The sequence below is a fragment of the Kitasatospora sp. NPDC048662 genome (genome assembly GCF_055587065.1).
The window spans coordinates 71,021-90,453 of sequence record NZ_JBVJHA010000012.1 but is presented as its reverse complement, the minus strand read 5'-3'; the positions used below and the strand labels follow the sequence as shown (position 1 = coordinate 90,453).

General features: G+C 73.3%; 15 protein-coding genes and 1 pseudogene. 13 read left to right on the top strand and 3 right to left on the bottom strand.

Translation table 11 applies throughout. The annotated features are described in order from the left end of the window. Window positions 1–694 precede the first annotated feature (694 nt). The 3 genes and pseudogenes from ACZ6R9_RS27030 to ACZ6R9_RS27020 all read right to left on the bottom strand — a co-directional run bounded on the left by ACZ6R9_RS27030 (window position 695) and on the right by ACZ6R9_RS27020 (window position 4,176). Window positions 695–1,858 carry a serine hydrolase domain-containing protein gene (locus ACZ6R9_RS27030; RefSeq protein WP_465540829.1) on the bottom strand — a complete coding sequence of 388 codons (1,164 nt, stop codon included), beginning with the start codon at window positions 1,856–1,858 and terminating at the stop codon, window positions 695–697. A gap of 212 nt (window positions 1,859–2,070) precedes the next feature. Beyond that, a pseudogene (locus ACZ6R9_RS27025) lies at window positions 2,071–2,439 on the bottom strand (SDR family oxidoreductase); the annotation flags it as partial. 171 nt (window positions 2,440–2,610) lie between these two features. Next, window positions 2,611–4,176: an alpha-amylase family glycosyl hydrolase gene (locus tag ACZ6R9_RS27020; protein WP_465540827.1), complete on the bottom strand. Its 1,566-nt coding sequence runs from the start codon at window positions 4,174–4,176 to the stop codon at window positions 2,611–2,613. 572 nt (window positions 4,177–4,748) lie between these two features. On the opposite strand from ACZ6R9_RS27020, the gene ACZ6R9_RS27015 reads away from it, so the two are divergent. From ACZ6R9_RS27015 to ddaH, 13 genes are all read left to right on the top strand, one after another. Beyond that, window positions 4,749–6,029: a lysine N(6)-hydroxylase/L-ornithine N(5)-oxygenase family protein gene (locus tag ACZ6R9_RS27015; RefSeq protein ID WP_465540825.1), complete on the top strand. Its 1,281-nt coding sequence runs from the start codon at window positions 4,749–4,751 to the stop codon at window positions 6,027–6,029. Further along, window positions 6,029–7,576 (top strand): class I tRNA ligase family protein, encoded by a 1,548-nt coding sequence (locus ACZ6R9_RS27010; RefSeq protein WP_380481683.1) that lies wholly within the window; start codon window positions 6,029–6,031, stop codon window positions 7,574–7,576. The genes ACZ6R9_RS27015 and ACZ6R9_RS27010 overlap by 1 nt, the downstream gene beginning before the upstream one ends. Further along, entirely contained in the window at window positions 7,573–8,628 is a 1,056-nt protein-coding gene (locus ACZ6R9_RS27005) for an NAD(P)/FAD-dependent oxidoreductase (protein WP_465540823.1), read from the top strand. The genes ACZ6R9_RS27010 and ACZ6R9_RS27005 overlap by 4 nt, the downstream gene beginning before the upstream one ends. After that, complete coding sequence (locus ACZ6R9_RS27000) at window positions 8,625–9,902, top strand: MFS transporter (protein WP_465540821.1); 1,278 nt, start codon at window positions 8,625–8,627, stop codon at window positions 9,900–9,902. Before ACZ6R9_RS27005 ends, ACZ6R9_RS27000 begins: the two co-directional genes overlap by 4 nt. Next, the gene (locus ACZ6R9_RS26995; protein WP_380481677.1) at window positions 9,899–11,167 is read left to right on the top strand and encodes an ATP-grasp domain-containing protein; all 1,269 of its coding nucleotides are present in this window, start codon (window positions 9,899–9,901) and stop codon (window positions 11,165–11,167) included. Before ACZ6R9_RS27000 ends, ACZ6R9_RS26995 begins: the two co-directional genes overlap by 4 nt. Continuing rightward, a complete protein-coding gene (locus tag ACZ6R9_RS26990; RefSeq protein WP_465540819.1) occupies window positions 11,164–12,486 on the top strand; it encodes an ATP-grasp domain-containing protein in 1,323 nt (440 codons plus the stop codon). The genes ACZ6R9_RS26995 and ACZ6R9_RS26990 overlap by 4 nt, the downstream gene beginning before the upstream one ends. Beyond that, the gene (locus ACZ6R9_RS26985) at window positions 12,483–13,685 is read left to right on the top strand and encodes an acyl-CoA dehydrogenase family protein (RefSeq protein ID WP_465540817.1); all 1,203 of its coding nucleotides are present in this window, start codon (window positions 12,483–12,485) and stop codon (window positions 13,683–13,685) included. Before ACZ6R9_RS26990 ends, ACZ6R9_RS26985 begins: the two co-directional genes overlap by 4 nt. Window positions 13,686–13,722: 37 nt before the next feature. Next, on the top strand, window positions 13,723–15,450 hold the full coding sequence (tsrT, locus tag ACZ6R9_RS26980; protein ID WP_465540815.1) for a tryptophan 2-C-methyltransferase: 1,728 nt from the start codon (window positions 13,723–13,725) through the stop codon (window positions 15,448–15,450). A 122-nt stretch (window positions 15,451–15,572) separates the two neighbouring features. Next, window positions 15,573–16,247 carry a response regulator gene (locus ACZ6R9_RS26975; RefSeq protein WP_380481669.1) on the top strand — a complete coding sequence of 225 codons (675 nt, stop codon included), beginning with the start codon at window positions 15,573–15,575 and terminating at the stop codon, window positions 16,245–16,247. 29 nt (window positions 16,248–16,276) lie between these two features. After that, on the top strand, window positions 16,277–16,627 hold the full coding sequence (locus tag ACZ6R9_RS26970) for a cupin domain-containing protein (protein ID WP_380481667.1): 351 nt from the start codon (window positions 16,277–16,279) through the stop codon (window positions 16,625–16,627). Continuing rightward, window positions 16,624–16,959 carry an avidin-fold protein gene (locus ACZ6R9_RS26965; RefSeq protein ID WP_380481665.1) on the top strand — a complete coding sequence of 112 codons (336 nt, stop codon included), beginning with the start codon at window positions 16,624–16,626 and terminating at the stop codon, window positions 16,957–16,959. The genes ACZ6R9_RS26970 and ACZ6R9_RS26965 overlap by 4 nt, the downstream gene beginning before the upstream one ends. Window positions 16,960–17,176: 217 nt before the next feature. Further along, window positions 17,177–18,529: an FAD-binding oxidoreductase gene (locus ACZ6R9_RS26960; RefSeq protein ID WP_465540812.1), complete on the top strand. Its 1,353-nt coding sequence runs from the start codon at window positions 17,177–17,179 to the stop codon at window positions 18,527–18,529. A gap of 87 nt (window positions 18,530–18,616) precedes the next feature. Further along, the gene (gene ddaH / locus ACZ6R9_RS26955; protein ID WP_380481662.1) at window positions 18,617–19,426 is read left to right on the top strand and encodes a dimethylargininase; all 810 of its coding nucleotides are present in this window, start codon (window positions 18,617–18,619) and stop codon (window positions 19,424–19,426) included. The last annotated feature ends 7 nt before the right edge of the window (window positions 19,427–19,433 follow it).

The window sequence follows — 19,433 nt, the reverse complement described above, 5'->3', positions numbered from 1 at the left end:
CCTTCATGAGGTGTCGGGCCGCGCCATGCCGGGCGAGGCCGGTCCGGCGCGGTCGAGCGGGGGCGCGTGAGCGCGGCCGCCCGCTGGACGGTAGTTGTCGGTGGGAACGCGCCGCACTCGGCCGCCGATGGTCACACCAGGGCGTCGGCGATGTGGGCGCAGTACCGGCGGTGATCCTTTCACACCATCCACAAGTGGGCTCCACATTCCTCAAATTCCGGTATGACAAACTGATCTGTTGACGCGTCAGCGACACCTACGGCATGGCGAAGCGGCGTCCGGACTGCGGGGGCGATCCGCTCGACAGGCGCGGCAGCGGGGCCCGGTGATGGCCCCGACCGCCCGCCGTACGTCGCGGGCCGGGCCGGCCGGGAGTTGATCGCGGTGGGCGCGGAGTTCCGGCCGGTGATCGGCGGCGCGCCCGCCTGATCGCCAGGCTGGGGCGGGGAGTTGGCCGTCCGGCTGCCCCGGCGCCCGGATACGGTCGGGCAGGCCGCGAAGGAACTGGTGAGGCGACCTGGACCAAGGGTCGCGGCTGGGCGTTGACCGCCGGCCTGAACGCCTGCACCCACTGCGCCGCCACGAATCCGCGCGTCGCCGCCCAGGCCACCCCGCGGATCGCCGAGGCACTGTGCGGCTGACAAAAGCCGACAAGAGCCGACAGAAGCCCGACCGAGGCAGGCCGGAGGCAGAGTCAGCGGGCGGCGGCAGCCGCCTCGCACAGCGCGCCGTCGACCAGGTCGTCGAGGTGCTGCCGCCTCGCGGAGTCGGTGACCTGCTCCGTCACGGCGACGCTCGCGGCGCGGCCGTCCTCGGTGGCGCCGCCGCGCGTCTCGTAGCCGGGGAAGCTGCCGCCGTGGCCCCAGTACCGGCCGCCGCAGGAGAGGGGGCGGCTGACCAGGCCGAGGCCGTAGCGGGCGCCGGGGCCGAAGGTGGCGTCGGCGGGGGCGGTGGCGGCCTGCATCTGGGCGAGTTGGGCGGCGGGGAGCAGCCGGCCGGGGGTGAGCAGGGCGGTGAAGAAGGTGTCCAAGTCGGCGTTGGTGGAGACCAGTTGGCCCGCTGCCCAGGCCCAGGACGGGTCGAACTCGGTGACGTCGAGCAGGTGGCCCGCGTCCCGGTAGTAGCCGTGCGGGTGCGGCCCCCGGAGGGCGGTCTCGCCGGGGGCGGGGAAGTAGGTGTGGCGCAGGCCGAGGCGCTGGACGATGCGCGTGTCCAGCTCCTGGGCGAGGGTGTGGCCGGTGACCCGTTCGACCAGCAGGCCCGCCAACAGGTAGTTGGTGTTGCTGTACTGCCAGGACGTGCCGGGGCGGAACGCGGCGGGGTGCCGCAGCGCGAGGTCGAGGAGTTCACGGGGCTCGAAGTGCCGGACGTCCTCGCCGAGGTAGTCGCTGTAGTTGGGCAGGCCGCTGGTCTGTTGGAGCAGTTGACGGACGGTGATGTGCCGTCCGTCGATGCCCTTTCCACGGACCAGCCCGGGCAGGTAGTGCTCGATGTTGCTGTTCAGGCGCACCCGGCCCTCGGCGACCAGTTGGAGCACCACGACGGCCACGAAGGTCTTGGTGTTGCTGCCCGCCCTGACCTCCCCGTCGAGCGGCACCGGCGCCCCGGTCGCCACGTCGCCGACGCCGGCGGCGCCGCTCACCGTCCGGCCGCCCGGCTCCCGGACGGTGACCAGCGCGCCGGGAACCCCGAGCTCCGACACCAGGGCTTCCAGCGACTGTTGGACACCCGGCGGCGCGGGCGCAGAGGCTGAGGCGACGGCGGGCGACGCGACGGCGAGCAGCGCCAGGACGGCCGCCGCGGCACCGGCGGTGACGGTCCTGCGACGACAACGGCCGGGCACAGAAGGCGAGTTCACGAGCGGAAATCCTCCGGTCAAGGGCAGCGGTTACGGTGCGACCCACACCATCACGCGCCCCGCCGCCCGGTCGTCGCCGCACCGGACGAACCCGGCCCCTGCTGCGGTCGCAGCGCGGAGCCGGGCGACTGATTCCACCGGGGTACACCGACCCTGATGGCCCGTCAGGGGCGACGTACCTCCCCGGGCGGAGAAGGCGTCGGCGTACCCCCTCAGGCGGAGAAGCCGCCGTCTACGGAGATCACCGCGCCGGTGACGTACCGGGCGTCGGGGCTGGCCACGTGGGCGACGGTGGCGGCGATCTCCACCGGGTCGGCGTACCGGCCGAGCGCGGTCAGTCCGGCGATGGCCGCGGCGTTCGGGCCGTCGGCGGGGTTGGCGTCGGTGTCGGTGGGGCCGGGGTGGATGAGGTTGACGGTGATGCCGCGCGGGCCGAGTTCGCGGGTCAGGCCCTTGGTGAGGCCGATCAGGGCGGTCTTGCTCATCGAGTACAGCGCGAGACCGGGGAACGGGGCCCGTTCGGCGACGTTGCTGCCGATGCTGATGATCCGCCCGCCGTCGGCCAGGTGCCGGGACGCTGCGGCCTTCCGGTCCAGGTCGCCGTCCTCGAGGATCACCCGGTGGCGGATCACCAGTGCGGGAAAGCGCTCCCGGACCGGCGCGAGGAACTCCCGGACCTGGGCCCGCGCCAGCCGGGCGCGCCGGTCAGCAGCGCGCAGACGGCGAAGGCGAGCGCATCCCGAGGCGCCGGTTCAGAGGCCGAACACGCCGTACGCGAAGCCGTCCGCGTGCAGCGCCGAGTGCGTCAACGACACGCCCCGCCCGAACAGCAGCCTGCCCGGCAGGTCCCGCTCCACCGGCAGGTGCGCGGGCGTGCGGCGCGGATTGACCACCACCAGGTAGCGGCCGCCGCGCACGTACGCCAACGGGTAGCCGCTGTGCAGCAGTTCGACCGACCCGTCCGGTCCGAGGGCCGGGTGCGCGCGGCGCAGCGCGATCAACTGCCGTACCTGGTGCAGCAGCGACGCCTGGTCGGCGCGCTGGGAGGCCACGTCCGGACGGTCCGGTGCCGGGTCCAGCGGCAGGTAGAACCGCTCGGCGGGCGCGGAGGAGAACCCGGCGTCCGGCGTCGCGTCCCACTGCATCGGCGTCCGGCAGCCGGCCCGGTTGTAGCGCGGGCCCAGCACGCTGCCCTCGGTGTCCGGCAGGCCCGGCACGAACCGCATGCCGATCTCGTCGCCGTAGTAGATCGCCGGGACGGTCGGCCAGGTCAGCTGGAAGGTGAACGCGGCCGCCAGTTGCTCGCGGGTGCGCGGGCCGCACGCCAGCCGGGAGTAGTCGTGGTTCGCGGTCGGCAGCGAGGCGAAGCCCCCGCCGTCCATGGCCTGCGCGGTGCGCTCCCACTCGGCGACGAACGGCCGCATCGAGCCCTGGCCCTCGGCGTCGAAGTAGCAGGCCTGCTGCGGCCAGTGTTCGTGCACCGTGCCCGTGCCGTTGTCCCACAGCGAACGCAGCGCGGCGCCGTCGTCCGGGCCGCCGAACTGGAGGAAGAAGTCGCCGTGGAAGCCCATCGGCACCGACCGCGCCGGGTCGCCCCACTCGGCGAGGATCACCTGGTCGGGGTGGTGGGTGTCCATCCAGGCCCGGGTTTCCCGCCACAGCTTGCCGGTCTCCACGAACCCCGGGTCGTCCTTCACCAGCGAGGACGCCATGTCCACCCGGAAGCCCGAGACGCCCAGGCCGAACCAGTGCGCCATGATCTCCCGCAGCGCCGCCCGGTTCGCCCGCGGGCCCTGCGCGTCCACCGGCTGCCGCCACGGCTCGGCCGAATCCCGTTGCGCGTAGCCGAAGTTGAGGGCGGGCTGGAAGTCGAAGAAGTTCGGCCGGTACCAGCCCGACCGGCTCCCCGGCGAGGCCACGTACCCGGGCGCGGGCTGGTCCGCCCAGATGTACCGGTGATCGTCCGGGTCGCCCGCCGAGCGGACGAACCACGGGTGCTGGTCCGAGGTGTGGCCCGCCACCAGGTCCAGCAGCACCCGGATCCCCGCCCGGCGGGCCGCGTCCGTGAACTTTGCCAGGTCCTCCGGCGCGCCGTAACGCGGCGCGGTGGTCAGGAAGTCCGCGACGTCGTACCCCGCGTCCCCGAACGGCGAGGCGAAGCACGGGTTGAGCCACACCGCGTCCACCCCCAGCCACTGCAAGTACTCCAGCCGCTCCGTCAGCCCTGCGAAGTCCCCGATCCCGTCCCCGTTCCCGTCCGCGAAACTCTGCGGATAGATCTGGTACAGCACCGCGCCCCGCACCCAGTCGGTCCCCACACCCGTCCCCTCTCGCCCCGAACACCACAGCGGTATCCCTCAGCCATGCCCGGCCCGACCCCCCGGGAACCGGACGACCCCCGGGAACCGGACGACCCCCCGGGAACCGGACGACCTCGCGGGAACCGGACGACCCCGCTACCGGCTCGTGGTGGCGAAGCGCTGAGGGCGTGCGGGCCGGCCGGGCCGGCGGTGACGGCCTCGACGAGGGCCCGCAGGGTGGGGCGGCGCACCGGCGGCGTGGCGAGCGCGGTGGAGAACTGCGACTGGCCGCCGGGGCGTTGCATGAAGACGACGAGTTCACGGGCGATCGCGCGGGCCGCGTCGGGGCCGTGGCCCAGCTCGGCGGCGATCGTACGGACGCCCGCGCCTTCGCGCAGCCGGTCGGCCATGTGGACCCGGTCTTCCTCGCGCGACCACCAGAAGGCAAGGGTCCCGGGGCCCTCGTCCGTACGTCCGGAAATTCCCCCGTGGCCGGGAAACCGTCCCTACCTGGCGGGAAGGCCGGCTTCCTAGGTTTCTCGGTGCACGACAACCGGCCCTGGAGAGACCCGAGTTCACGAGGGGGACGTATGGCTGACCTAGAGGTGGGCGTACTGGCGATCGGCGCCGGCCCGGCGAATCTGGCCCTCGCGGCCGCGATCGAGGAGAGCGGCTCGGCCGAACTGGCCGAAGGCACGCTGCTGTTGGAGCAGGCCCCGGACATCAAGTGGCAGCGCGACCTGCTGATGCCCTGGGCCCGCAGCCAGGTTTCCTTCCTCAAGGACCTGGTGACGCTGCGCGACCCGCGCAGCCGGTTCTCATTCCTCAACTTCCTGCACCAGCACGACCGGCTGGACCAGTTCATCAACCTGGGCACCTTCCACCCGCACCGCTGGGAGTTCTCCGACTACCTGCAGTGGGTGGCCCGCTCGCTGGAGAAGGTGCGAATCCGCTACGACGCCAAGGCCACCGCCACCGAGCCGCGCTACGACGCGGACGGCCGGCTGATCGGCTGGCAGGTCACCCTCGCCGACGGCGACACCATCCGCTGCCGCGACCTGGTGGTCGGCGCCGGCCGCGACATGCACATCCCGCCGGTCTTCGCCGACCTGCCCGCCGAGAAGGTCATCCACAGCGCCCGGTTCCGCAGCCGGATCACCGCCGTCGACAAGGACGCGCCGCTGCGCGCCGTGGTGATCGGCGGGGCGCAGAGCGCCGCCGAGATGTTCATGGCGCTGTACGAGAGCCTGCCGAACTCCACCGTCACCATGCTGGTCCGCTCGATCGGCCTGCAGAACTACCAGAGCAGCAAGTTCGTCAACGAGCTGTTCTACCCGTCCTTCGTGGACGAGTTCTACGACGCCCCGGCCGAGGTGCGCGCCCAGGTGCTCGACCAGATGCGGCTGACCAACTACGCGGGCCTCGCCCCGCCGTTCCTCGACGAGCTGTACATGCTGCTGTACCGGGAGAAGATGATCGGCACCGGCCGCGCCGAGGTCCGGGCGATGACCGAGGTGATCGCCGCCCGTGAGGAGGACGGCGAGGTGGTGCTCGACCTGCGCGACCTGCGCACCGGCAAGGTCACCGAGCACCGCTGCGACCTGGTGCTGCTCGGCACCGGCTACGACAGCCGGATGCCCGCCCTGGTACGGGAGTTGACAGAGAAGGCCGGACTGCCCGAGGTCACCGTCAGTCGCGACTACCGGGTCGACCTGGGGGCCGGCACCGACGCCGCGCTGTACCTCCAGGGCGTCAACGAGGCCACCCATGGCATCGCCGACTCGCTGATCAGCGTGCTCGCCCACCGCGCCCGCGACATCACCGACGACCTGCTGGAGCGCCACGGCCTCGCCCCGGCGGGTGCCCACTGATGGCCGCGCTGCTGGTGATCGCACCCGGCCCCACCGCCAACGGCGACCTGCACCTGGGCCACCTCGCCGGGCCGTTCCTCTCCGCCGACGTGTGCACCCGCTACGCCCGCGCCACCGCCCGGGACACCCTGTTCGGCACCGGCGTGCACTTCACCCAGAACTACATCGTCACCACCGCCCGCCGCCTCGGCGAACAGCCCGAGGAACTCCGGCTGCGCGCCGCCGAACAGGTCGAGGCCACCCTCGCCGCCGCCGGCATCGTCCCCGACGGCTTCGTCCGGTTCGACGAGCGGTACCTGAAGACCGTCCGCACCTTCTTCGAACGACTGCACGGCGAAGGCCACTTGAGGCTCCGCAAGGTCACGTTCCCGTACCTCCCGGAGACCGGCGAGTACCTCACCGACGCGTACGTCCGCGGCGGCTGCCCGGTCTGCCTGGCCGAGGGCTGCGCCGGACTCTGCGAGAACTGCGGCCACTGGATCGCCTCCGGCGACCTGCTCGACCCGCGCTCCACCCGGTACCCCGAACTCCCCGTCGAACTGCGCGAACGGGAAGTCCTGGTGCTGCCGCTGGAGGAGCACCGGGCCGCCCTGGCCTCCTACTTCGCCCGGCTCGCCCCCACCATGCGGCCCCGACTCGCCCAGCTGGTCGAGGAGTTGATGGCCCGCCGACTGCCCGACTACCCGATCACCCTGCCGATCGACTGGGGCATCCCCGCCCCGTTCCCGGAGACCCCCGGGCAGGTGCTGTACTCCGACACCGAGACCGTCGCCTGGAGCCTGCACGCCATCGCGCTCGCCGCCGAGGCCAGGGGAGAGGTGCCCGGCGACGAGGAACGGCACTGGGCCGTCGAGTCCGGGCCCGAAGTGGTCTACTTCTTCGGCTCCGACGCCAGCTTCGCGTTCGCGCTGGCCGGCACCGCCATGCTGCTCGCCCTCGGCGGACTCGCGCTGCCCGCGCACTTCGTCACCAACGAGTTCTACGAACTCGACAGCGACAAGTTCTCCACCAGCCGCGGCCACGTGGTAACCGGCCGTCAGCTCACCGCCGAAGTCCCGCGCGACCTGGTCCGCTACTACCTGGCCGCCACCGGCCCCGACTTCCAGCGCTCCAACTTCACCCGCGCCGCCATGGACCGGGTCTGCGGACAGCGCCTGGTCGAACCGTGGAACCGGGTCGCCGCCAAGGCCGAGGCCCACCTCGACCGCGGCCCGCTGCCCGTCAGCGCCCGCTCCCACCGCGCCGCCGCGCTGATCGCCGAACGCTTCGCCGCCGCCCTGCGACCGCGCCGCTTCAGCCTCGGCGCCGCCGCCTTCACCCTCACCGAACAACTCGGCCGGCTCGACCGCTGGGAGGTCACCGACGACGACGCGGGCGACTTCTGGCACGAACTCGACCTGTTCCTGCGCTGCGCCGCCCCCCTGCTGGTCGACCTGGCCGCCGAGGCGCTGCCCGACACCGCCATCCCCGCCGAACCGTCCGCCACCACCATCAGCCCCCGCCCGCTGCCCAGACTCGCCACCCGCGTGCACGGCGGCGGACGGTGAACAGCAGCACCGCCGCGCACGTGGTGGTGGTGGGCGCCGGCGTCACCGGGCTGCTCACCGCCGTCGCCTGCGCCCGGGCCGGGTACCTGGTCACCGTGCTGGAACGCGGCCCGGTGCCCAACCCGGACGCCACCTCCCACGACCAGCACCGCGCGATCCGCACCCTGCTCCCCGGCGACCCCGACGGCACTGCCCGCCGGCTCGCCGCCCACCGCCACTGGGCCGAGCTGGAAACCCTGTTCGGCACCGAGCTGTACCGCCGCGTCGGGGCGCTCACCGCCTGGCCCGCTCACCGCCTCGACGGCCTGCTCGCCGAGGCCGACAAGGCCGGCATCCCGGTCGACCTGCCGGCGGACGGTCAACTCCCGCCCCTGGGACTGCCGTCCGGCACCGTCGCGGTGCGCGAACGCACCGGCGGCGTGCTGCTCGCCGACCGGGTGCTGCACGCCGCCGCCCGCTGGCTGACCGCCCGACCCGGCGTGACACTGCGCCCGCACAGCACCGTGCGGACGGTGTTCGCCGGGTCGGGACGGATCGTGCTGACCGGCGGCGAGGTGGTCCGCGGCGACCTGGCACTGCTGGCCGGCGGCCCGTGGACGCGCAGACTGACCGACGCCCAGGTCGTGCTGTACCGGCAGACCATGCTCTACCTGGGCCGGCCCGCCGGCGGCGACCGCTGGGACGGCGCACCCGCCGCGGGCGGCCTCGGCCGCGAGGGCCGCGGCTGGGTGCTGCCGCCGGGCGCCGGCACCCTGCTCAAACTCAGCTCCGACACGGTGTGCCGCCCCGTCGCGAACACCGACACCGCGGGCGAGGACCAGCAGCCGTACCTGGACCGGCTCGCCGCCGAGGGCATCCTGCCCGACCTGGAGCGCTACCCCGTGGCCGGCGTGCGGGTCTGCCACTACACCGCGGACGCCGCCACCGGCGGCCCGCTGCTGGCCCGGGTCTCCCCGGGCCTGTGGACCCGCGCCGCCTGCGGCGGCAGCGGGTTCTCCACCGCTCCGCTGGTCGCGGAACGCATCGCTGAAGCAGTGAAGGAGGCGATATGACCGACGACGACAGGCCACCGATCGGCGTCCTCGACACGCTCAGGGCCACCCCGGCCACCGTCCGGTACCTGCTCGGCGGCGTGCTGGTCAACCAGCTCGGCGCGTTCGTCCAGACCTTCCTGGTGCTCTACCTGACGCACAAGGAGATGTCGGACGGCGCCGCGGGCCTGGCGCTCGGCGCGTACAGCCTGGGCACCGCCGTCGGCACCGTGCTCGGCGGCGAGGCCACCCACCGGCTCGGCGCCCGCACCACCATCGTGACCGCGATGGCCGGCTCCGCGCCGCTGGTCGCCCTGCTTCCGCTGCTGGCCCGGCCCGGGCTGCTGGTGCCGCTGCTGCTCGCCGTCGCCGGGGCCGGACTCTTCGCCCAGGCGTACCGGCCTGCCGCGTCGGTGCTGCTCAGCGACCTGATGCCGGACCGCTACCACGTGATGGCGTTCTCGATGATGCGGATCGCCCTCAACGTCGGCGCCGCGCTCGCCCCCCTGATCGCCGCCGGGGTGATCCTGCTCGACTGGGACCTGCTGTTCTGGATCGACGGCGCCACCACCGTGGTCTACGCGGCCCTCGCCTACCGGCTGCTGCCCCGGCACGTGGTGCCCGAGCCGGCGGCCGTGTCCGTCAACGAGCGCCGGGCGACCGGCCGAGCCGCGTACGCGGCGATGCTGCGCGACCGGGCCTACCTGGCGTACCTGGTGGCGATCACCCTCGGCACGCTCACCTACGTGCAGTCCTCGGTCTCGCTGCCGCTGGAGATCGTCCACGACGGCTACCCGACCTGGCTGTACAGCGTGGTGCTGGCCACCTCCTCGGTCGTCCTGATCAGCTGCGAGCTGAAGATCACCGCGTACATCACCCGGATCCCCACCTACCTGGCGGTCGGTGCGGGCCACGCGCTGAACGCGCTCGGGCTGGCGCTGTACGGGCTGGCGGCGCACGCCGGGGCGTTCGTGATCCTCGGCATGCTGGTCTACGTCGCCGGGCTGATGACCGCCGCGCCCAGCATGTTCGCCCACCCGGCGACCTTCCCGGCCGCGCTGAAGGCCCGCTACCTGGCGGCCATGCACGCCGTCACCGGTCTGGCCGGGGCCGTCGCCCCGCTGTTCGGCGTCTACCTGTGGAGCCGGTTCGGCCAGGGCTTCTGGGCGCTGGCCGGCCTGACGGCCGCACTGGCGGGCGCGTTCGCGGTGTACGGCATCAAGCGCGACGCGGACCGGCGGGCCGCCGAGGCCGCGCTGCCCGAGGCCGCCGAGCCGGTCGGGGGCACGGCATGAGCGCCCGCCCCGTGCTGGTCGTCGGCTACGTGGCCTTCGCGGTGCCCGCGCTCGCCGCCTTTCAGGGCGCCGACTCGGTGGTCTACGTCGAGGAGCCGGACGTCGCCCGTAAGCGGCACCTCGCCGAGGCGGTCGAACGCATCGACTACGCCCGCGAGTTGATCGAGTGCGAGTACCACCTGCCGGGCCGGGCGGACGCCTTCCACGCCGCGCACCCCGGGCTCGACCCGGTCGCGGTGATCCCCGCAGTCGAGTACGCGGTGCCGTTCGCGGCCCGGCTCGCCGAGCGCTACGGACTGCCCGGAGCGAGCCTTGGCGCGGCCCAACTGCTGCGCGACAAGCACCAGTTGCGGGTGGTCGCGGCTGCCGCCGGAATCGCCAACCCGGCCTCCGAGCCGGTCGCGAGCGCGGCCGAACTGGCCGGCTTCATGGCCCGGCACCCCGGCCCGGTGGTGCTCAAGCCCGCCAACCGGCAGGCTTCGGTCGGCACCCTGGTGGTCCGCGCGCCCGCCGAGGCCGAGGCGGCCTGGGCGTTCGGGCAGGCCCAGGACGAGGGGGTGTTCGTTCCCGACCGGCCGATCACGCCCGCCATGCTGGCCGAACAGTACGTCGGCGGGCCGGAGTTCAGCGTCGAGATGCTGGTCGTCGACGGCCGCCCGGTGTTCGCCAACACCACCGGCAAACTGCTCTACCCCGGCCCGTACCCGATCGAGTACGGGCACACCATCCCGGCCGAACTGCCCTCCGAAACCCACGAGTTGCTGGCGGAGGAGACCGAACGGCTGGCCGCCGCCGTCGGCTTCGGCACCGGCGTGCTGCACTGCGAGTGGATCCTCGCCGACGGCGTCCCGGTGCTGGTCGAGTGCGCCGGACGGCTGCCCGGCGACTCGATCACCGACCTGATCGAGGCCGCCTACCCCGTCGACCTCACCCGCGCCTACTACGCGGTGATGCGCGGCGAGGACCCCGGCCCGCTGCCCGCGAAGGCCGAACGCGCCACCGCCGCCGCCTTCCTTGCCCCCGACCGGCCCGGCACCGTCACCGCCGTGCACGGCCTGGACGCCGCCCGGGCCGCCGAGGGCGTGCAGCTCGCGGTGGTCGGTATCGCCCCCGGCCACCGCGCCGCCGGGCTGCGCAGCTCCTGGGACCGGGTCGGCATCGTCACCACCCTCGCCGACACCCCCGCCGAGGCCCGCCGGCTCGCCGACCAGGCCGCCGCGCTGGTCCGCTTCGACATCGACTCCCGTGCACAGGAGGACTCATGACGGAACATCAGAAGACCGGGGCCGGTCCCGGCACGCTGCTGGTGATCGGCAGCGGACTGAAGGAGTACCGCGAGTACCTGGTCGGCCCGATGAGTCGCCGCGCCCGCGCCGCCGGCCTCGAACTGCTGCTGGTCAACAACCTGCGGCCGACCTGGCAGCGCGAGTACTTCGACGAGATCGTGGTCGCCGACGTCTTCGACACCGCCACCATGAACGCCACCGTCCGGGAGATCGCCGCCCGCAAGCGCGTCGTCGGCCTGCTCTGCTGGGACGAGCCGCTGGTGCTCGACGCCGGCCTGCTGGCCGCCGAACTCGGCGTGCCCGGCCTGTCCGAGCGCGGCGTGCGCGGCGTCCGCGACAAGGAGCGCACCCGCACCGTGCTCACCGCCGCCGGTCAGCGCCAGCCCGGCTTCGCGCTCACCACCGACCTTGCCGAGGCCCGCGCCGCCGCCGCCCGAATCGGCTACCCGGTGGTACTCAAGCCGCGCGCCATGGGTGCCAGCATCGGCGTGGTCTTCGCCGCCGACGAGGCCGAGCTCGACGCGGCCTTCGACACCGCGCTGTCCGCCAGCCGGGTCGACCCCGGGCCGTACCGGGCCAGCGTGATCGTCGAGGAGTACGCGGGCGGCCCCGAGATCAGCGTCGACGGCGCCGTCCACCGGGGCGAGTACCTGCCGCTGTTCCTGGCCCGCAAGTACAGCAGCGACGAGCCGTACTTCGAGGAGGTCGGCCACATCGTCGACGCCGCCGACCCGTTGCTCGCCGACCCCGCCCTGCTCGCCGTCCTGGCCGACGCGCACCGGGCGCTCGGCGTCGAGGACGGCATCACCCACACCGAGCTGCGGCTCACCCCGCGCGGCCCGCTGATCGTCGAGGTCAACGGCCGGCTCGGCGGCGACCTGATCCCGCTGCTCGGCCGGATCGCCACCGGCCTGGAGCCCGGCGAGGTGCTGTTCGACATCGCGGTCGGCCGCCGCCCGGAGATCGCCCCGACCCGTTCCGCAGTGGCCGGCATCCGCTTCGGGTGCCCCGAACGGGACTGCCGGCTGGAGGAGTTGACGCTCCCCAAGCCCGGCGACGCGCCCGGCCTGCTGCACGCCGCGCCGATGGCCCCGCCCGGCACCGTGCTGCGGCTGCCCCCCGGCGGCTACCTGGCCCGGCACTCCTTCGTGGTCTGCGAGGCCGGCAGCGTCGCCGCCTGCGAACAGCGGCTGGACGCCGCCGCCGCCCTGGTCGAGACCGTCACCACCGAGGTCGGACCCGCCGATCCGCACGCCCCTTTCACGATGCCCGCCGGACTCCTGGATGTGGACCGATGACCACCGACACCCCGTCCGACGCCCCGCTCGACGCCGCCGAAATCCTGCGCCGCGCCCGCGAGTTGGCGCCCGTCCTGCGCAAGAAGGCCCCGGAGATCGAGGCCAACCGCACCCTGCCCGCCGAGGTGGTCGAACTGCTGCGCGCCACCGGGGTGTTCCGGATCGGTCACGCCCCCGAGTGGGGCGGCCCCGGCCTCACCTCGATGGAGCAGACCGAGGTGATCGAGGCCCTCGCCCACGGCGACGCCTCCGCCGCCTGGTGCGCCGGGATCGGCTCGATGGGCGGCGCGATCACCAACTTCCTCACCCCGGACGCGGTCCGCGCCCTCTACCCGAGCCCCGACCTGATCACCGTGGGCTCGCTGGCCCCGTCCGGCCGGGCCGAGCGCGTCCCCGGCGGCTACCGGATCAGCGGCCACTGGTCGTTCGGCTCCGGCGTCAGGCACGCCGACCTGTTGACCTCCGGCGCGTTCGTCTACCAGGACGGCGAGCCCTGGGCCGCCCCCGGCAGCGCGCACCGGCACGACTCGATGCAGTTCCTCGTCCCGGCCTCCGCCGCCGAGCCGATCGACAACTGGGACACCACCGGCCTGTGCGGCACCGGCAGCAGCGACTACACCCTCACCGACGTGTTCGTCCCCGAGGGCCACACTTTCACCTTCTTCGAACCGTGCGTCGCGCCCAACCCGATGGCCTACTCCGACTCCTTCATGCGCGCCATGTCCGGCGTCCCGCTCGGCGTGGCCCGGGCCGCGCTCGACCACGCCCGTGAGATCGCGACCACCCGCTATGACGGGATGGCCGGCCGCAGTTGGGCCGACAGCTGGCGGGTGCAGACCGAACTCGCCCGCTGCGAGGCCGAGTTCAACGCCACCCGGGAGGGCGTGTACGGCGCGATGCGGCGCCAGTGGGAGGTGCTGTCGGCCGGCGGCACGCTGGACGACCTCACCCCGACCGAGCGCGCCGCCTCCCCGCTGTCCTGGCTGCACGCCTTCCGCAACTCCCGCGACCTGGTGGCCCGGCTCTACGACCTGCTGCAGACCTGGTCGATCAACCGCACCTCGCCGATGGACCGCTGGCTGCGCGACACCGCCGTACTCGCCCAGCACCTGGTCGCCCAGGACCGCATCCTGCAGTCCGCCGGCGCGTACCTGCTGGGCTCCGAGCCCGAGTTCGGCATCAGCCTCGGCCTGGCCTGAGACCACCCGGCCCGAACCCCCAAGGGAGGCAACCCCGATGAGCAGACCCGTCCTGCTGGTCAACCCGAACAAGGTGCATCCACCGATCGCGCCCTACGCCCTCGACGTGCTCACCACCGCACTGGAGGACGCCGGCTTCGAAGTGGAGGTCCTCGACCTGACCTTCCGTCGCGACGACTGGAAGATCTGCCTCCACGAGTACTTCGCGGAGCGCTCCCCGATGCTGGTCGGAGTGACCGTCCGCAACACCGACACCGTGTACGCCTTCGAGCAGCGCCCGTTCGTCGGCGAGCACCGGGAGATCATCACCGAGATCCGCCGGCTCACCGACGCGCCCATCGTCGGCGGCGGCATCGGCTTCTCCACCATGCCGTTCGCCCTGGTCGAGTACTTCGGCATCGACTACGGCGTGAAGGGCCCCGGCGAGAAGATCCTCTGCGAACTCGCCCGGGCCGTCGCCGAGGGCCGCGACACCACCGGCATCCCCGGCCTGATCCGCAACACCGAACACGGTGCCGTCCGGGTCCCGCCCGCGGTGCTGACGATCCGCCACGGCGAGACCCAACAGGCCGACGCCACCGGACAGTTCGAGCCCCGGGTGTGGCAGGTCGACCGGCTCTCGGTGTACCGGCGGCGCTCCGGCGTCCCGCGCCGGGTGGACAACCTGGAGTACTACCGGCGCGGCGGCCTCGGCTCCATCCTGACCAAGAACGGCTGCGCCTACCGCTGTGCGCACTGCGTCGAACCCGACGCCAAGGGCACCCGCTACGGGCAGCGCGAACTCGCCTCCGTGGTCGACGAGATGGAGTCGCTGGCCGCGCAGGGCATCCTCGACCAGCACACCACCGACAGCGAGTTCAACCTCTCCGTCGCGCACGCCAAGAACCTGCTGCGGGAGATCGTCCGCCGCCGGCACGCCGACCCCGACAATCCGCTGAACCGGCTGCGGCTCTGGGTCTACTGCCAACCCAGCCCGTTCGACGAGGAGTTCGCCGACCTGCTGGCCGCGGCCGGCTGCCGGGGCGTCAACGTCGGCAGCGACCACATCCGCCCCGAGGTGCTCAGCGGCTGGAAGGTCACCGAGAAGGGCGGCACCTACTACACCTTCGCCGACACCGAGCGCCTGGTGCGGCTGTGCCACGAACGCGGCATCCTCACCATGGTCGAGGCGCTGTTCGGCATGCCGGGGGAGACCCCCGAGACGGTACGCGCCTGCGTGGACGCCTTCATGGCGCTGGACGCCACCGTCACCGGCTTCTCGCTCGGCCTGCGGCTGTTCCCGTACACCCCGATGGGCATCGACCTCGCCGAGCAGTGCGCGGGCGTGCGCACCGCCCCCGGCCTGCAGTCCAACACCGCCGACGGCCCGATCGTGCTCAAGCCGCTGCGGATGTGCGCCTCCCCGGCCGAGTACGAGCGGCAGTTCATGTTCGACGAGCACGGCAACTTCCGGCTGGTCTGCTACTTCTCGCCCGGCCTGCTGCCCGACCCGGCCCGCGCCGCCGACCCCGAGGAGCGCTGGCACGGCGCGGTCGCCGACCTGTGGGCGCTGGTCGACCCCGCCGACCACCACCGGGTCATGCTGCCCACCGTCGAGGGCATGAGCGAGCACGACAACAACTACGCCGACAACCCGTTCCTCACCAGCCTCGGCGGGCTCGGCTACACCGGCGCGTTCTGGTCGCACTGGCGCGAGCGCGAGGAGATCGCCCGCAAGGCCCGGGAGGCGACCGACCGACCGTCATATCTGTCAACTCCTATGTGACATAGAACACTTGAGGTGTTGAGTTGATCAGATCATGATGAGGTAACGGAACCGTCACTGCCGGTCGTCTCGCCGCCGGCGCGCCGCACCACCGCCGCACCACCACACGCCGCGAGGGGACGATGAACCAGCACGGGAGTTCCGGGCCGCTGACCGTGCTGCTCGCCGACATGCAACCCGCCGTCCGGCAGGGCGTCCGTTCCATGGTGGAGGCCTGCGACGGCGCGGCGGTGGTCGGCGAGGCCGGCACCACCGGCGAGGTGCTCGCCGCCACCGCCCGGCACCGGCCCGACGTCCTGGTCCTCGACCCGCAGATGGACGACAGCGCCGGCATGCGGATGATCAACCAGGTGGTGCGCCTCACCCCCGCCACCGGCGTCCTGGTGTTCAGCACCCTCGACGACGACAAGGCCGTCGCCGCCGCTTTCCACGCCGGCGCCCGCGGCTACCTCGTCAAACGCGCCACCGCCGACCAGATCGTCCGCGCCGTCCTCGCCGTCGGCGCCGGCGAGGCCATTTTCGACCGCGCCATCGCGGCCCGCCTCGGCACCCTGATCGGCACCGGCCAGCGCCCGCGCAGCTACCCGTTCCCCCAACTCAGCGACCGCGAACGAGACGTGCTCGAACACCTCGCCGCCGGCCGCTCCAACACCGCCATCGCCCGGGAACTCGCCCTCGCCTCCAAAACCGTCAGCAACCGGGTCTCCGGCATCCTCGGCAAACTCGGCGTCGCCGACCGCGCCCAGGCCCTGGTCCTCGCCCGCGACGCCGGACTCGGCCACGCCGCCGCCCGCTGACCACCACCGCGTCCCGAACGGAGCCCGCCATGCCCGAAACCGGCCTGCCACCCGGCCTGGTGATCCGCCGCCAGGAACCCCGACAGCTCGAACGCGCCCACGGCCTCGACCTCAAACTCCTCCACCCCTGGGGCGAGTTGACCACCCCCTTCCACGGCGCCTGGTGCGTCCTGCGCCCCGGCGACCTCACCGAGACCCACCAGCACACCGAACGCGAACTCTTCATCTGCATGAGCGGCCGCGGCGAAGTCCGCACCGCCCACAGCAGCCACCCCATCGCCGCCGGCGACCTCGTCCTGCTGCCCGCCGACACCGACCACGCCGTCGCCAACCCGCACAGCGAGGACTTCGCCTACTACGCCATCTGGTGGCAGGCATGAACCCCCGCCACCTCGACTACGACGGCCGCCGCTTCCACGCACCCGACGGCGACCACCGCACCGTCGCCGTCTACCACCAGCAGGGCGACCTGGTCTGGGGCGAGATCGCCGGCGGCGCGATCCGACGCGGCTGGACCGCCGGCACCCGCCGGCCCGACGGCACCCTCGCCATGGGCTACACCTTCGTCCTCACCGACGGCGAAATCATCTGCGGCCGCACCCACAACACCCCCTCCCTCACCCCCGACGGCCGCATCCGCCTCCACGAAACCTGGGAACGCTACGGCCCCCACCCCACCACCGGCACCTCCACCATCGAGGAGCTCACCTGATGCCCCCCGCCGCACCCCACCGCGACGGCCCGCCCCCCACCACCCTCCACCCACCCACCGACCCCCTCCGGGCGGGGGAGCGCGGCGTCCTTCGCTCCGTTGCCCTGCGCTGCGGCGGCATCGCCCCCCGGGCGGAGGGGTGCGGTTCCCCGGGCCTCGTCGGTGGCCGCGTGCCGCCGGCCCCGCGCAGCGGTGATGTCACGGTGGAGGCCGCCCGATGACCCCCGACTGGGTGCTGCTCGACAAGCACACCACCGGCCCCCTGCTGCACCCCGGCGACGCCGCGTTCCACGACTCGTCCGCCGCGTTCAACGAGCGCTGGGCCCACCGCAGCCCCGCCGCCGTGCTGCGGGCGGCCGACCGCGCCGACGTGCTGCGCGCCATTGACTGGGCCCGCGACCACGGTGTTCCGATCGTCCCGCGCGGTGGCGGGCACTCGTACGCCGGGCACTCCGTCAACTCCGGCCTGGTGGTCGACCTGCGGGCGCTGGACGTCATCACCGTCGACCCGGGGAGCGGCCAGGTCACCGTCGGCGGCGGCGTCCTCACCGGCGCGCTCTACGCCGCGCTGCGCCCGCACGGGCTGGCCCTGCCACTCGGCAACGGCGCGGGTGTCGGCATCGCCGGGCTCGCTCTCGGCGGCGGTTCGGCCGCCACCTCACGCCGGCTCGGCCTGACCGCCGACACGCTGCGCGCCACCACTCTCGCCACCGCCGCCGGCACCGTCCTGACCTGCGACGACCAGCAGAACGAGGACCTGTACTGGGCCTGCCGGGGCGGCGGCGGAGGCAACTTCGGCATCAACCTCGACCTCACCTTCCAGGCCGTCGAGGCCCCGGCCGCGGCCACCTGCCTGCTGCTCTGGGACGTCGCCCACGCCCCGGCCGTCCTCGTGGCCGTCCAGCACCTGATGCGCACCGCCCCGGAGGAGACCTCGCTGCGCCTGGGCGTCGCCACCTCCGGAGGCCGCACCCTGGTCTCCACCGTCGGTCTGCACCTCGGCCCGGCCGCCGACCTGCGCGACCTGCTCGCCCCCGCCCTCGCCGCCGGGCAGCCGCTGCGCGCCGAGATCGCCGACCGGGACTTCTGGGACGCGATGGACTACCTCAAGCACGAGACCAGCGGAGGGGCGTTCGCCGTCCGCACTCACTTCGCCGCCGACCCGCTGCCGGCCGAGGCGGTCGACGCCGCGCTGGCGCGGATCGCCGAGGCTCCCCGCAGCGGCAACGCCGACGGCTGCGGCCTGGCCCTGTTCGGCTGGGGCGGCGCGATCAACCGGGTCGACCCGCAGGCCACCGCCTTCGTCCACCGCGACGCCCAGTACCTGGTCAGCCTGGACACCTCCTGGCTCCCCGGCGAGGACCCGGCCCCCCACCTGGACTGGCTGGCCGGACTCGACCACTTGATCGCCGCGCACACGACCGGCGGCGCCTACCTGAACTTCACCGACCCGGACCTGCGGGACTGGCGAACCGCCTACTACGGTGCGAACTATCCGCGGCTGGTGGCCACCAAGCGCCGCCACGACCCGGACGGACTGTTCGCCTTCCCGCAGTCCATCGGCAGTTGAAACCATCGAACTCCCGCCCGACGCAACGGAACTGATCGACCATCACGTCCCGCTGCCCTGCCCGGAAGCCCGGAAGGAGACACCACCGTGTCGCCGCGAATCGCCCGCCCGCGCCACTACCTGATGTGCCGGCCCGCGCACTTCACCGTCGACTACTCCATCAACCCGTGGATGGATCCGGCCAAACCCACCGACACCGGCACCGCCCTCGCCCAGTGGGACGAGCTCTTCTCGCTGTTCCAACGCCTCGGCCACACCGTGGAGTTGATCGACCCACTACCGGGCCTGCCCGACATGGTGTTCGCCGCCAACGGCGCCACCGCGGTCGACGGCAAGGTGCTCGGCGCCCGCTTCCGGTACCCGGAGCGCGCCGCCGAGGGCCCGGCCTACGCGGACTGGTTCCGCGACCGGGGCTGGCAGGTCAGGGACGCCGAGTACGTCAACGAGGGCGAAGGCGACCTGCTGGTCGTCGGCGACCGGATCCTGGCCGGCACCGGCTTCCGCACCGAGACCGCCGCCCACGCCGAGGCCGCGGCCTTCCTCGACCGCGAGGTGGTCACCCTGCGGCTGGTCGACCCGCGCTACTACCACCTGGACACCGCGCTCGCCGTCCTCGACGACAACGAGATCATGTACCACCCGCCGGCCTTCGACGCCGACTCCCGGGCCGTCCTGGAACGCCTCTATCCGGACGCGATCCTGGCCGACGCCGACGCCGCCCGGGTGTTCGGCCTCAACGCGGTCTCCGACGGCGCCCGCGTCGTTCTCCCCGAAGCCGCCACCGGCCTCGCCGAGCAGCTGCGCGAGCGCGGCTTCACCCCGATCGGCGTCGAGCTCACCGAACTGCTCCGGGCCGGCGGCGCCGTCAAGTGCTGCACCCTGGAACTGCGCCACTGACCCGCGC

Bases quoted from the DNA above. Each gene is read 5' to 3' on its own strand.
- ACZ6R9_RS27015 (WP_465540825.1), top strand. From the start codon at position 4,749: ATGGCTGACCTAGAGGTGGGCGTACTGGCGATCGGCGCCGGCCCGGCG.
- ACZ6R9_RS27010 (WP_380481683.1), top strand. From the start codon at position 6,029: ATGGCCGCGCTGCTGGTGATCGCACCCGGCCCCACCGCCAACGGCGAC.
- ACZ6R9_RS27000 (WP_465540821.1), top strand. From the start codon at position 8,625: ATGACCGACGACGACAGGCCACCGATCGGCGTCCTCGACACGCTCAGG.
- ACZ6R9_RS26995 (WP_380481677.1), top strand. From the start codon at position 9,899: ATGAGCGCCCGCCCCGTGCTGGTCGTCGGCTACGTGGCCTTCGCGGTG.
- ACZ6R9_RS26990 (WP_465540819.1), top strand. From the start codon at position 11,164: ATGACGGAACATCAGAAGACCGGGGCCGGTCCCGGCACGCTGCTGGTG.
- ACZ6R9_RS26985 (WP_465540817.1), top strand. From the start codon at position 12,483: ATGACCACCGACACCCCGTCCGACGCCCCGCTCGACGCCGCCGAAATC.
- tsrT (WP_465540815.1), top strand. From the start codon at position 13,723: ATGAGCAGACCCGTCCTGCTGGTCAACCCGAACAAGGTGCATCCACCG.
- ACZ6R9_RS26975 (WP_380481669.1), top strand. From the start codon at position 15,573: ATGAACCAGCACGGGAGTTCCGGGCCGCTGACCGTGCTGCTCGCCGAC.
- ACZ6R9_RS26970 (WP_380481667.1), top strand. From the start codon at position 16,277: ATGCCCGAAACCGGCCTGCCACCCGGCCTGGTGATCCGCCGCCAGGAA.
- ACZ6R9_RS26965 (WP_380481665.1), top strand. From the start codon at position 16,624: ATGAACCCCCGCCACCTCGACTACGACGGCCGCCGCTTCCACGCACCC.
- ACZ6R9_RS26960 (WP_465540812.1), top strand. From the start codon at position 17,177: ATGACCCCCGACTGGGTGCTGCTCGACAAGCACACCACCGGCCCCCTG.